Genomic DNA, 13,917 nt, shown 5'->3' with positions numbered 1-13,917 from the left:
CCTGCAGCACTGCCCGAAGGAGGCCCGCTTTCTCATGCTCACATGGGAGGACGATGTGGAAGTACATGCCCTGGCCAAGCGTGGTTGGACGATCTCGGCGATCGCCCGTCACACCGGCTTCGACCGCAAGACGGTCCGTAAGTATCTGGCCGGTGACGGCAAGCCCGGGGTCCGTGCCCGGCCCGACCCTGATCCGTTCGATCCGTTCGTCGACTACGTGGTCGCGAGGCTGACCGAGGACCCGCACCTGTGGGCCCGCACCCTCTACGACGAACTCGAGGAGCTGGGGTTCGGCCTGTCGTATCAGAGCCTGACGCGCAACATCCGAACCCGGGATCTGCGGCCCGTCTGTGAGGCGTGCCGGACCGCCACGCAGCGTCCGAACGCGGTGATCCCACATGCGCCGGGTGATGAAACCCAATGGGATTGGCTGGAATTGCCCGATCCACCGGCATCGTGGGGTTGGGGCAAGACCGCGCACCTGCTGGTCGGATCGCTGGCGCATTCCGGGAAGTGGCGTGGCTATCTGACGCCGAGCGAGGACCAGCCGCACCTGGTTGCCGGGCTGGATCGGGTGACCCGCGGCCTGGGCGGGTGCACTCGGGTGTGGCGGTTTGACCGGATGGCCACGGTCTGCGATCCGGGCAGCGGGCGGGTGACCGCGTCGTTCGCTGGGGTGGCCAAGCACTACGGCGTCTCGGTGGCGGTCTGCCCGGCTCGGCGCGGCAACCGCAAGGGGGTGGTGGAAAAGGTCAACCACACCGCCGCGCAACGCTGGTGGCGCACCCTGGCCGACGACATGACCGTCGAGGCTGCGCAAACGAGCCTGGATCGCTTCGCCCGAGTGCGGGGTGACACCCGATTGCGGGCCACCGCTGATGGCCGATCCTCGGTCGCCGTGGTGGCCGAAACGGAGCCACTGGCTCCGGTGCCGGCGCAGGCGTATCCGGTGATCGTGGCCGAGGCACGCACCGCCTCGCGCCAAGCGATGGTGTCCTACCGCGGTAACCGTTACTCGGTGCCCCGGAACTGGCCGCCGCCAATGTGGTGGTGTCACATCCGGTCGGCGGGCAGTTCTGCGACATCGCCACCATGAGCGGGATCGTGATCGCCCGCCATCGGATGGCTGCTGATGGGCTCGGGGTGATGGTGCGTGACAGCGGTCATGTCATCGCCCTGGATGCCGTGGCAATGGCCACCGCGGCGACCGGACGGCCACACCGCCGCAAGGAACGCATCCCACCGGGTCCGGCTGCCAAAGCCGCTGCCGCGCAACTGCTTGCGCTCAAGCAGCCATCCACCACCGCAAGTGAAAATTCCACTCCGTCAACCGATTCCACCGTCATCGATCTGTCCGCTTACGAGCGTGCCGCCCAGAACAGGACCATCAAATGACCCCCACTCCACGCACCGGTAAGACCACCACCACGACCGAGGAATCACCATCGTCGGCGGCGAGCCGCTATCAGCAGCTGCGCTCGCATCTGGCCGAGCTCAAACTGGCCGCGGCCGCTGAAGCCCTACCGACGGTGCTGGATCAGGCCACCGCCGAGGGGCTGTCACTGACCGTGGCGTTGGAGCGACTGCTGGCCGTGGAGGTCGAGGCCAGCACTGCCCGACGGTTGGCCGGCCGGTTGCGGTTCGCCTGCCTGCCCACCCCGGCCACCCTCGCTGATTTCGATGTCGATGCTGCCGCCGGGATCGACCGCAAGCTGATCGACGAACTGGGCACCTGCCGCTACCTGGAAACCGCGACCAACATTCTGCTCATCGGCCCGCCCGGCACCGGAAAGACGCATCTGTCCGTCGGGTTGGCAAGGGCTGCCGCCCATGCCGGCTACCGGACCTACTTCACCACCGCCGCCGATCTGGCCGCACGGTGTCACCGCGCCGCGATCGAGGGACGCTGGGCCACCACCATGCGGTTCTTCGCTGGCCCGACGCTGCTGGTGATCGATGAACTCGGCTACCTTCCGTTGCCCGCCGAAGCCGCTTCGGCGTTGTTTCAGGTTGTCTCCCAACGGTATTTGAAGACCAGCATCGTCATCACCACCAACCGCGGGGTGGGTGCTTGGGGCGAGATCCTCGGCGATACCACCGTGGCCGCCGCCATGCTCGACCGCCTGCTGCACCGCTCCGTGGTCATCAACCTCGACGGCGAGTCCTACCGGCTACGCGACCACCAGGCCGCCGCGGAAACCCTGCGCCGAACCACCACCGGCACCCGCCAACAACTACACTGACCGCTGCTCACAGGTGAGGAATTTCGGCGAGCACACCTGGGGACTTTCGATGAGCGCCGTCATTGGTTCCTGCAGTCGATCGCGGCAGTAAAGGCGTTGTACCAGTTGGTGACCAAGCCATGCTTCTGGGAGAAGACAGTCCATGGGTTGTCCGACGAGCACAGTGCCGCTGGGGCGACGGGACAACTCTCGTGAGGGCGCTGCGTGCAATCGTCGGCACCGTCGCAACGTCGGTGGTTCTCCTTGCGCTGCCGACGCTGGGCGGGGAGCTTCCGCCGGCCGGTGCCGATCCAGACAGCAATGTGGTCGAGGTGGTCTCGGCGACCCCCGCGTCTCCACCGTTGATCGGGTGGCCGCAGTTGGGACTGCCCGACCGACTCGATCTACTCGGCGCCAATCAACCCACCGAGACAGCGATTCCGGTCCCCGCCGGCACCGCACCCACAGTCCTCAGCGGCATGATCGGAGCGATCGTCAATGTGATGAACGGACGAGTCGACGTTCTCGACGATCGCGGGATGGTGCTCGGCAGCATTCCCGTCCCGCCCGACGCGTCGACCATACCGTTCCAACTGGACATCTCCCCGGCGCTCGTCAACAACGGGATGGCCAAGCTGAGTTTTGTGATTCGCGACGGCAACCAGAATGTCAACAACTGCACGCAGATACCGGCACTTTCGATCAGTCAGCTCGCCAGTTCGTTCTCCGGGCCGCCGATTGACCCGGCGTCGGTCGCTGATTATCTGCCAAGCTATCTCGACAAGATCCTGATCAACGTCGGAGGCAACCCGACCTTCGTTCAGCAGCAGGCGGCACTCGACCTGGTAGCGCGGTTGACGAAAAAGTATCGCCCGATGCCGGTACGCATCGACGTCACCACCGACGATGTCGCGCCCGCTCCGGAGCCCACCGTCCGGGTGATCGACCTCCGCGACAACAGCCAGCCGGGGGTGATGGTCGACAATGCTGGAACGCCGGCAGCCATGCTCGTGATCAGCGGCACCGGGCAATCGTTGGCGCGCCAGGTCGAGTTGTTCGCGGACCAGAGAATGGACCTCGCTCAGGCACCCGCCGCAGTTGTGCTCTCCGCCAAGGACGACACCACCCTGTCGAGCAACACCAAAACCTTTGACCAGCTTGGCGTGAAGGGGCAGGCGGCCGTTCTTGGTGTCACCACCATTTACGCCGGTTTCGACGTGAGCGCCTTTGCCGCAGGCCCGATCAGTAGCGCCAAAGTACACCTTCTTGCGAAGTACACACCGGTCGGGAGCGGACAGGCATCTGTACTGATCCGTTCAGGCTCGACCGTTCTGGCCACCCATAAGTTGGACAACACGGGGACGCTGGACATCACCGGCGTCATCCCGCCCGAGGAGATCACCTCGAACGTCGGACTGGCGCTCGAACTGCGCTATATCCCGCAGCAGGAGTGCGCACCCCTCAATGATCGGATGACGTTCGCACTGGACGGGCACTCATCCGTCACCATCACGCCGGGGACCAACAATCGCGGCGGGTTCCCTGTGTTGCCCATGGCGTTCACTCCCGACTTCAATGTGGCGCTCGACAGCCCTGAGTACATCCGGTTCGCCGCGCAGGCGATAAATCTGATGGCACAACAGACCTCCGTGACGTTGCGCCCGAAAGTGACGACTTTCGGGCAGGCGGCGAACTCCCGCACCGGGCTGTTGGCCGTCACCAATGGCGCCGCGCTGGCCAGGGCGGGCATGAAGCCGCCGCTCGTTCCAAACGGTGCGAGCGACGTCGGCGTCGACGGCGACCCGTCTACCGATCTCAATCTCAACGGTCCGGTCGGCGCAATTCAAGCCTTTACCTCGAATGACCGTGCGGTGCTTGCCATCTCGGCGACTGGCGATTGGGCGTTGGTCGACGCGTCGTTCGACTACATACGGGGCCTGCCCAGTCGTTGGGCTTCGGTCGTGGGCGATGTGGTGGCGACCGGTCCGGCAGCCCGCACGGTGAACATGTCGGTCAACGAGGGTGGCCCGATGGCCCACCAGCCCCAGCCCGGCGCCGTCTGGAAATGGTGGGGTTGGCTCAGTGTGGGGGGCGGAGTCGCGACGCTCGTCATCGCGGCGACACTCCTGGTGTTCCGCCGGCGCCGGGGCGCCACCATCAGCGCTGAGCCGTGAAGGCGGTCATCACCGCACCGATAGAGACCGACGCCAGTCGGTCCGCCGAAAGCCATCCACGCTGGCCAGGACTGCTGCTCTTTGGTGCCCTGACTGCGCTTTACTGCACTGTTGGAACCGTACTGGTGTTGCGATACAACATCTTCGAGCCCGATGCACCGAATCGGGTGGCCAATGCCGGCTTCGCGATCTATGCCCGCGACCCGCACCTGTCGGCCATCGGCTTCGTCTGGAACCCGCTGCCCAGTATCGTCGACATACCGTTCGTTTCGCTGAGCCGTTGGTGGCCTGCGCTCAAGTACTACGGGATCGCCGGCGTCATCCAGAGCTCGCTCTTCATGGCGGGCGCGATGCTGATGGTCCGCGGCATCGCGCTCGACCGCGGACTGCCCAAGGGATGGCGGTGGGTCGCGGTCGGCGCAATCGCGCTGCACCCCATGATCATTCTCTACGGTGGCTCCGGACTGAGCGAGGCTGCCGAAATGTTCTGCCTCACTTGGGCGGTGCGCCACATGATGCGGTGGTGTGACAGCGACCGCATCGGGGACCTCGCCTGGGCGGGGATAGCCTTGGGAACTGCATATCTCACCCGCTACGAGGTTGTCCCGGCCGCGGCAGGCGCCGCTCTGGTGGTCACGGCGGTCAGCTGGCACCGCGGACGGTATGGGGACCGCCTACAGGCGACGGTCCTCAACGTGGCCATCGTGACATTTCCCATCGCCGTCACGATCATCGTCTGGGCGGTCACCGGCTGGATCATCAACGGCGAGCTGTTCGCCACGTTCTCCTCCCAATACGGGAACAGTAGCCAGGTGGCCGAACGGCTGGCACACGTTGGCCGCCACGACCCAGGCTCGGGGTGGCTGGTCATCGCTGCACGCCTCTTCGGCATGCAACCTCTAACCGGGTTCGCCGTTGCGCTGGCGGTACTCGTCGCGGCATTCCGCCGCCAGGTCAGCGCTCTCGTCCCTATCGCTGTCTTCGGTGGCACTCTGACCTTCGCCGTTGTGGCGCAACATCTTTCAATGACTTTCGGCTGGTTCCGGTTCTACTTGCTGGCCATTCCTATGGTCATCTGCGTCGCGATCGCATGTTGGCCGTCGATGCCCGTTCGGCGCAGACCTACCGCCGTGGAGCAACACTCGACCCGCGCCGCCGCCACGCTGCTTACCGCCTCTGTGGTGGTTGCCATCCCGGTGACGACGCCATTGATCGTCAACGAAGACATCGCCTATGGACAGTTGGAGTCAAGCTTTGTCTCTCTCGTCGACCCGGTTGGCCATCCTCCCGAACAGCAACCGGCGCGTCGTCGGTTGATCAGTGAACGCCAACTCGCCAACTGGCTCGACGCCAAGAATCTTCCGGACGGCTCGGTCCTGATGGACACCTTTTTGGCGTGGGGCATCTGGCTGTCCTCCGACCACCCCAAGCAATTCGTGATCACCAGCGATTTCGACTTCTCTGCGGCGTTGAATCGCCCGTGGGACATGGGGATTCGCTATATCGTGGTGACGAATCCCCGGCTTAACATTCCGGACGCCGTGAACCGCCGTTACCCGGCGTTGTGGTCCAGCGGTGCCGGCATCGCCAGACTGATCTACTCGACGGATGGCGCGACCAGCGATGAAATGTTCCGTGTCTACGAGGTGATCGGCAAGCCGGTCGACCCGATCCCCCCCGCTGCCGAGCCCGGACGTCCTCCGCGTTGACTGGATGCCGTGTGACCGAGGGTCAACCGGCCCTCACTGCGGCAGCCCACCACCGCATTCTCGTCGCCAATCGGCGAATGCCTCGCGGAGCGAATACTGCTGGTTGAAACCAATATCTGCGAGACGCTCCGAGCTGATGTTGGTGTCGAACTGCAATTTCTGAATCCGCCTGGGATGCAGGCCGAAACGTGCCCCCGTCGGATCGACCAACGCGAAGGGCGAGGCCGCCGCCAGCGCAAAACGATACGGAACAGTCCGCGGGTGGCGGTCCCATCCCCAGGCCGCATTGATGGCATCGACGTGATCGTGGATCGTGGTCGGCTGCGGATAGACGGCGTGGTATGTGTCGTGCGGCCCGTCGTCTTCAGTGAGGAGAACCAGCAGCCGAACCATATCCTTCAGGTAGATACAGCTTTTCACCGTGTCATCACGGCCGATGTAAGCGAAGCGCCCTTTGCTCAGGCCGTGGATCAGCCGCCGCATATTACCTGTGTCGCCGGGGCCGAACACCACACCCGGACGCACGATGCGCAGGCGCCGTCCCGGTTTCGCGGCCTGCCACGTCCGCAAAATCTCCTCTGCCTGCAGCTTGCTGGCGCCGTAAGCGGTGTCAGCGTCGCCGAAATCGCTTTCGCTACGACGCCACGGACCAGCAGCGAAGGCCATCATCGAACTGGTGAAAACGATGTTCTGTACGCCCGCATCGTCGGCGGCTCGGCACAGGCGGCGGGTGGCCTCGGCGTTGTTGGCGAAATAATCCCGCCACGGGAATCCGGGCTCCTTGGACAGCGCGGCGAGGTGGATGATGGTCGGCGGGCACGGTCGCGGCAAATCGTCGCCGGTGATCGTGGTCAGATCGACACGAAGCGAATCAGGGCCTGGCGTCGCATCACGGTCGAGACCCATGACGCGGCGGCCGGACTCCCGTAGGTACGACACCAGCGCACTGCCGATGAATCCCGCACTGCCCGTCACCAGGACCGAGTCTGCAGTCATCGTAATCCCCCTTTGAAAGACGTTCAGGCAGACCCGGAATCATCCGTTCTGCCGGCCAACCGAGCGTTGGCAAGCCGTTCAGCCAATCGAACTCCGAGCGCGATCCCGATAAGTGTAGGGTTGGCCTGACTCGAAGTGGGCAGCACGGAGGTGCTGGCGACATACAGTCCGCGCACCCCGTGGACCTGAAGGTTCCCGTCCACGACGCCGCCCTCAGCGGTTTCCGACATCCGCGTCGTCCCGGCCTGGTGGTAACCGGCGAACCCGTGCATGAAGTCCCGCACCGCGGCCTCGGGATCATCGGTGAGCCACTCCACATTGCCGGCGCCGTTGGCGCGCAAGTGCGCGTCGATGAGATCGATTGCCTTGTGGGCACTCTCGTAGTCGGCGTCGGAGAAGTGCATATGGGTCCGGACCTTCCGCATGCCGAGCGCGTCACGCTCGTCGGTGAGCTCGACCCTGCTCTCCCAATGCGGTAGATGCTCACCGTGGTAGTGAAGCAGGTACCGGTTGTCGGCGCTCTTAATAAAAAAACCCGGCGCCTTGCGACCCCTGCGGAGCAGGCGGGCGTAGGAGAATGTGATCGCGAACCGGATTGATGGAAACAGATCTCGCACGATGTTGCGCACGTGCTGCGCGATCTGTGGCTTGCCGTCGGTCTTGGTATGAGCCTCACGGATCGCCTCGGCGAGTAGGAAGCGACCGACCGGTGAAATGAGAGTCAGGTACACCCCTGACAGGATCCCACTTCCGTGGCCGGGATCGCTGATCGGCGGATTGACCAACCAAGTTGCGGAGTTGGGTATTTCGAGCTCGCGCTGGAGCTGCGGACTGAACGTGAACCGCCGCCGGACGTAGACACCGTCTCTATCACGCTCGTGCTCATAGATGACGTTGTCGGTATTGAATTTCACACGCGCGAAACGGCCCTCGGTATGGGCCATGTACCAGTGCCCGAGATGTCCGCCCGCGTTTCCCAGCCCCCCCGGGTGGTGTCGGTCTGACGCCAACAGCAGCCGCGTCGCCTCCAATCCGCCAGTGGCGATGACGTAATCGTTCGCGACGACTTTTCCCTCCCGGCCGTCGAGTGTCTTGACGACGAGGTGGTCAACGGAGTCGCCGCACTCGCCGCTCACGATCTCTGTACACGTCAGGCCGGTCCACATCGAGAGTGACGGAGTGTTGTGCAACGCATCCCGGTACTCGCGTCCGAAGCGCGTCGGCAACGCCCAGCGCTCGAGGTCGGTCGTTCGCACGTCGCCGTCGGGGAGGCCGGCGACTAGATCGTTTTGCGCAATCTCCGGAATATCTCGCGCGTTGAATGCCGCTTGTCCGCACTGCACCCAGTCGCAGGCACGTTGCATGTAGGGCTCAATATCCTTGTGCCTGATCGGCCAAGGCGCCAGCGCAGTTAGCGGCCGATCCTCGAAGTCGATCGGGTCGAACGCGACACAACGCCCGCCCCACAGTGCCGACGCACCTCCCACCGCGCGCCGAACCGTCAGGTCGCTGCGCGCATGGAAGATGTCGTCTTGCCGCGAGTCGAACGACGCCAGCGCCTGAGCCATGTCGTCCGTTCGTTCCAGACCGCTTTCGACGAGCGCCACCTCGACGCCCGATTTCGCAAGCTCCAGCGCCGTGGAAATACCGATCGGGCCAGCGCCGACGACGACGACATCCGTCGCGATCGTCGTACCCGTAACGAAATCCTCGGTCTTACGGACCATCCGGCCACTGCGCCGAAACTCTTCGGCGAGTTCGAGGAACCTTGACAACGTCCCGGCACCGTACGGCGACTCGACTGCGCTGGCCGCCTCCGCGATTCGCTTGGGGTTGGTGGTGCTATACAGAATCGCGCGGGAATCCGTTGCGCTGCTTGCTGATCCGAGAATCAGCTTCGCCAATACCCCGGGAGCCAATGGGTCGATTTGGAGGGCGTCGCGCCAGTGGGCCGCCATTTGAGGATCGGCCCGTAACGCGGCGGAGATCATCTCCAATGGCCGATTCAGAACGCCGAACGTGATGTCCGCCGGGCGAGGCGAAGGATGGAGCACGTCGCCGCGAAGCTGGTCCACACCCTCGGGGCCGAACAACCCGGCGAAGTTCACTTCGAGGCCCGAGTCCTGGGACACTCCCCAGGCGCGGATCTTGCCCTGCTGACGGGCGTCCTCGAAAAATTCGAGGAGCTCATCGGTCATTACGGTGTCTGAGGGCTCCGGACCGTGCACGAACAGGATGTCCACGTAATCGGACCCCAGCGCTGCGAGACTTTGGTCGAGGCTGCGCGCCGCGATTGCGGCGTCGTACACCCGAACGCTCGCGGTCGGCGGCGCCTGACGCTTCTTGACGGCAGACCGCAAGCCGGGCGCCTGACGAAGTAGTGCCCGCGCGGGGGCCTGAAATCGGGCCAGCCGTTGGGCCATGCCACCGACCTCGATGCCGAACTTCGTGGCGATGGTGACGCTCCCGCGGTCGACGGTGCGCAGGAACGCACCCAACTCGGCCTCTGCCATCCCCAGTCCGTACATGCGCGCGGTGTCGAAGTGGGTCATCCCGTTGTCGACCGCACTGCCGAGGACGGCCATCCGCTCTTTGCGCGACGGCGACTGCATCAAACCACCGCATCCAAAACCGACCGCGCTGATTGTCAGCTGCGGGCCCGGGAGTTCAACTCGTCCTAACACCGCAGCCCTTGCAGATCAGCCGGAGGTCCGAAGCGATGAGCTCGCGGCTACACGTCGCAAAAACGTGGCCCCGCCCCCGTAGGTCATCGCATTCTGCGTCGCTCATCTACCTGTTCTACCTGCCGATCGCCATCGTCGTCGCGGATACACAGCGTAGGTTATGAGCAAACCCTGATCCGATGCAATCTTTCGCGGACGCGCAACAAAAAGCGGCTGCACAAATTGTCGCGCGTCAGCAAGAGCTGCATCAGCGGGCGTCGACCGGGGAGTTTACATTAAGCGTCTTGCGGGCCATAACCTGGCGCGCTTGCGCCCGATCGAGGACCCCGCTGAATCAGCAACCCCGTCGTCGAATGAGCCACCGCCGGGATTGCGCTATACATGCCAAGGATCCGAGACATCACAAAATCCTGGGAGCCTGCAAGGCGACTTCATTACGCGCCGGGGTTCGGCGCGCCGAGTTTAAATACGTTGGGCGCAGAAATCTTCACGGCGTTGCGGGTGTCGACGATAACGCGCGCCGACTTTACCAGTTCCACATAATCGAATGCCTGATGATCGGTCGTCACCACGACGCAGTCGGCCGCCGCGACGGCTTCGCGGCTATAGGGCATCGAATCCATCTGTTGACCAATGGACGAATGCTCTGCATCCACGTGCGGCACAAAAGGATCGTGGTAAGTGACGTGTGCACCCTTCTTCACCAGAAGTGCGATCACGTCCAACGCCGGCGACTCGCGCACATCGTCGACGTTGGGTTTGTAGGCAACGCCCATCACTAGAATGTTGGCGCCCTTGATCGACTTCCCGTGTTCGTTGAGTGCGTCAGCAACTTTGTCGACGACATGCCGCGGCATCGCTGCATTAACCTGGCCGGCCAGTTCGATAAAGCGGGCTTCAAATCCCACTTCCTTGACCTTCCACGATAAGTAGAACGGATCAATTGGAATGCAGTGCCCACCTAGCCCAGGACCTGGATAGAAGGGCATGAACCCGAACGGTTTCGTCGCGGCAGCATCAATGACCTCCCAGACATCGATGCCGATTCGGTCACACATCAGCGCCATCTCATTGACGAGTCCGATGTTGATGGCGCGAAACGTATTCTCCAATAACTTAGCCATCTCGGCTGCGCGCGGAGAACTGACCTGGACTACACGATCAATGGAAGCCCCGTACAACTCAGCGGCCAACGTCGAGCAATCAGGTGTGAGGCCCCCCACGACCTTCGGCACGTTTTTGGTATTCCATTTCACATTGCCTGGGTCGACGCGCTCCGGCGAATACGCCAAGAAAAAGTCGAACCCAGCACGCAGACCGGTTTCTTCGAGGATGTTTCGCACTATTTCCTCGGTTGTACCCGGATACGTCGTGGACTCGAGGACGACGAGCATGCCTGGGCGTAGATACTCCTTCACCAGATGCGCAGCGGACAGAACATACGTCATATCCGGGTCCCTGGTTTTGCGCAGCGGTGTTGGCACACAGATATTGATGGTGTCGAGGCTGTCTGCTGCATCGAGGCCCGGGACCGCGCGTAGTCGGTCGGCCTCGACGAGTGAAGCCACTGCGGAGCTAGGGACGTCCGCGATATAAGAGGTGCCGGCGTTTATCGCATCGCACTTGTGCTTATCCAGGTCGATGCCGACGACGTGGAAGCCGGCCTGACCGAACTCAACCGCCAGGGGCAAACCGACGTACCCAAGACCGATGACGCCGACCCGGGCTGTGCGGGTGGAGAGCCGCTCGAACAGGGCCTGAGCGTGCGGGCTAGCAAAGGCAGGAGCGGGCATACGATGACCCCCCAAGTAGGCGGGCAGCCACGCAGCAGATCGCTGCCCTCGTGATGCGATTTCTGCAGACGATTCGATCGTGCTGCGGCAACATCCTAACCGAAGGGGCATGCCACCAGGGGGCAAAGCTGCTGGCAACCCGCGGCGCTTGACTCACGATGCCGATGTTCTACTGGCCAAGTAAACGTGCGGTGCGTCCTCGATCATCCGCTATCCGACTCGGTCAGGATCGATCAATACGAATCATCTGTTGAATCGTCTGCGCTGTGGGCGCCGACTGGTCGTCGAGATTGCCGGGTCGTACGCCAGATCAAGAGCGCAGTTATCGCGAGGAGCGCGACGGCCACGAGTACGCCTCCCACGATGTAGGTTTTCTGCAACGAACCCGAGGTGTCGGAACGTGGCGGCTCGAAGATGTTGCTGGCGGTTTGTCGAATCGTGACGTTCTTCGGCGTTCCGGCCGCACCTGCTGCGAGGACGTCGCCCGTCAACTTTGACCAGCTGCGGGTCGGCCCGTCGATGGAGTCGAACAGCGGGTCCACCAGAGTCCACACCGAGCTCGTAGTTACGAGGACGACGGAACGGTTGCGGGGCGGATCCGCAAACGCCTGAATTGATCCCAGCCCCTGGTCGATGTTGACCTGCAACGCCTTCGGCAGCGCGAAATCGACAGTCGATCCGTCGCCGCTTATAGGTGGCTTCAGCGATGTTCGGCTGATCGCGTCGGCTTTGGCCACGATGAGCGCCCCTGAAGTAGCTTCGACAGCGGCCTCAAGACTGACGACCTGCGGTGTAAGTTCGGTGCGGGTTAGACGCGAGACAGCTGCCACCACTCGGGCGGCGTAGCTGAGCTGATTCGGGCCACTGCCATCAAGTGCTACTACGAACTTGGGGCTGAACTCGGACGGAAATGCAGCGAAGCCGCCTAGCGGAGGACCGCCGCGGTGCATGGTTACCGTTGAGCGTGGATTGATTTGGAATGCGATCGGCGCCAACAACGGCCCGCACGTTTGATTCGGGGTGTAGGTGAGATCGACTTTCAGGTTGATCCATTGTTCGTCGAGCATTTCCCGATCGAGGTGGAACGTCGCGTCCACAAGACCTGTGCCGTCGAGCGCGGCGCGATAGACGATGAGTTTTCCGGAGCGAATCACAACGGTTGCCGCGTCACCTGGGCGCACAGGGGTGTAATCGGCAAGCAGATGCACTTGGACACTGTCGAATCTGGGCCCCAAGGACGCGCGGTCGAATCCAACATCCACACTGCTCGTCCGAAAGAATGAGGCTTCACCGCTCGCTTTCAGCTGGCTGAACGTAAGAGTGTCCCCGCTCAGGGGGGCGGCGTCAGATCCTGCTTGGTCGACGCGGGCCGTCGCCGTCTGCGCCAGTGGTTGCAGCTGAGTGACGAGCAACGACACCTGGTCCGAGAGTCGATCGCCCTCACCCGAAATCCGTAGGTACGCGTCGGGCATCCCGGCGTTTTCGACGCTGAGGCCAGCCGGCCCAGTCTCAACGACAACGGCGCGATCCAGCCCAGAAGCCGGCGGCGGTGGCGTGCCACGGGGTTGGCTGACGACCGCGATAGGCAGCGGCCGAGGCACATATAGGCGCGCCAACGTCGACACCAATGTCAGGACCGCCTGCTGTTCGGCGGGGCTGGCGTCAGTTGCCGCATAGATCGTGACCTTGCCGAGAACAGGTGGAAAAAAGCTCGCGACCGTGGTCACGGGAAGCTGGGTTCCGGCGAACACCGTTGCTAGATCGCTGAGCGTCAGCCGCTGGACCGGGCCGCAGTTCAGTTCGCCGGTGTTGCGTGCCCGAACGGTCAACGTCAGGTCAACCGACGAGGCTTGGGCCAGTGCCGCCGAAATGTCGACATCGAAAGGTGTGACGGCCTGAGGGGCGCCCGCTGGGGGCAGATCGACCGAAGCGAGAAATTTTCCGTCGCCTCCGTCGATTTCAAGGTAGCCAGCATCGATATTTATCGGCGCGTGAATCAAGCCCTGCAACCGGGCAACAGTCAGCCCGGCCGGTACCGGGAGTGTGACACTGGTACTGCCGCCGCCATAAAATTCCAGCGTTGGTTGCAAACCAAGGGTGGCCCAAGGCAACGTCACGCGGCCGTCGTTGGCCACATCCACCACCTGCGTCTGGCCGCCGGCGTCGCCCGGCTCCGCGTGCGCCGGCCCAGCGACGGATCCCATGAGCGGTGCCACCGTTACCAGCAGCACTATCGCCGCGAGTGCGCGCATCACAGAACTGCGTCGCATCACAGTGCCGTGGAACAGGGATCGACGTCTGAGACGTGAACGACCCAACTCGTCATCGACTGCCCCACA

7 protein-coding genes and 2 pseudogenes are annotated in these 13,917 nt (G+C 63.4%); 4 read left to right on the top strand and 5 right to left on the bottom strand.

Translation table 11 applies throughout. From position 1 onward, the window contains the following. The first annotated feature begins 34 nt into the window (after positions 1-34). The 4 genes and pseudogenes from K0O64_RS02935 (at position 35) to K0O64_RS02920 (ending at position 6,105) form a co-directional block, all read left to right on the top strand. Positions 35-1,395: pseudogene (locus K0O64_RS02935) on the top strand (IS21/IS408/IS1162 family transposase). Further along, the gene (istB, locus tag K0O64_RS02930) at positions 1,392-2,243 is read left to right on the top strand and encodes an IS21-like element helper ATPase IstB (protein ID WP_220045611.1); all 852 of its coding nucleotides are present in this window, start codon (positions 1,392-1,394) and stop codon (positions 2,241-2,243) included. The pseudogene K0O64_RS02935 and the gene istB overlap by 4 nt, the downstream one beginning before the upstream one ends. 458 nt (positions 2,244-2,701) lie before the next feature. After that, positions 2,702-4,396, top strand: a complete 1,695-nt coding sequence (locus K0O64_RS02925) for a hypothetical protein (protein WP_156909834.1) — start codon at positions 2,702-2,704, stop codon at positions 4,394-4,396. Then, positions 4,393-6,105, top strand: a complete 1,713-nt coding sequence (locus K0O64_RS02920; RefSeq protein WP_225933607.1) for a glycosyltransferase family protein — start codon at positions 4,393-4,395, stop codon at positions 6,103-6,105. Before K0O64_RS02925 ends, K0O64_RS02920 begins: the two co-directional genes overlap by 4 nt. A gap of 33 nt (positions 6,106-6,138) precedes the next feature. Here K0O64_RS02920 and K0O64_RS02915 read toward each other — a convergent pair whose 3' ends face one another. The 5 genes and pseudogenes from K0O64_RS02915 to K0O64_RS02895 form a co-directional block, all read right to left on the bottom strand. Further along, entirely contained in the window at positions 6,139-7,101 is a 963-nt protein-coding gene (locus tag K0O64_RS02915; protein WP_071947842.1) for an NAD-dependent epimerase/dehydratase family protein, read from the bottom strand. A 23-nt stretch (positions 7,102-7,124) separates the two neighbouring features. After that, positions 7,125-8,828, bottom strand: coding sequence for a GMC oxidoreductase (locus K0O64_RS02910; RefSeq protein ID WP_071950124.1), 1,704 nt, complete (start codon positions 8,826-8,828; stop codon positions 7,125-7,127). Positions 8,829-8,840: 12 nt separating this feature from the next. Further along, a pseudogene (locus tag K0O64_RS02905) lies at positions 8,841-9,752 on the bottom strand (aldo/keto reductase); the annotation flags it as partial. Positions 9,753-10,219: 467 nt separating this feature from the next. Continuing rightward, entirely contained in the window at positions 10,220-11,578 is a 1,359-nt protein-coding gene (locus K0O64_RS02900) for a nucleotide sugar dehydrogenase (protein ID WP_071947843.1), read from the bottom strand. A 233-nt stretch (positions 11,579-11,811) separates the two neighbouring features. Further along, positions 11,812-13,830 carry a hypothetical protein gene (locus K0O64_RS02895; protein ID WP_071950125.1) on the bottom strand — a complete coding sequence of 673 codons (2,019 nt, stop codon included), beginning with the start codon at positions 13,828-13,830 and terminating at the stop codon, positions 11,812-11,814. Positions 13,831-13,917 lie beyond the last annotated feature (87 nt).

It is taken from the genome of Mycolicibacterium pallens (genome assembly GCF_019456675.1).
Taxonomy (GTDB): Bacteria; Actinomycetota; Actinomycetes; order Mycobacteriales; family Mycobacteriaceae; genus Mycobacterium; species Mycobacterium crocinum.
The sequence above is the reverse complement of the archived record's forward strand: the minus strand, read 5'-3'. Positions and strand labels throughout refer to the sequence as shown.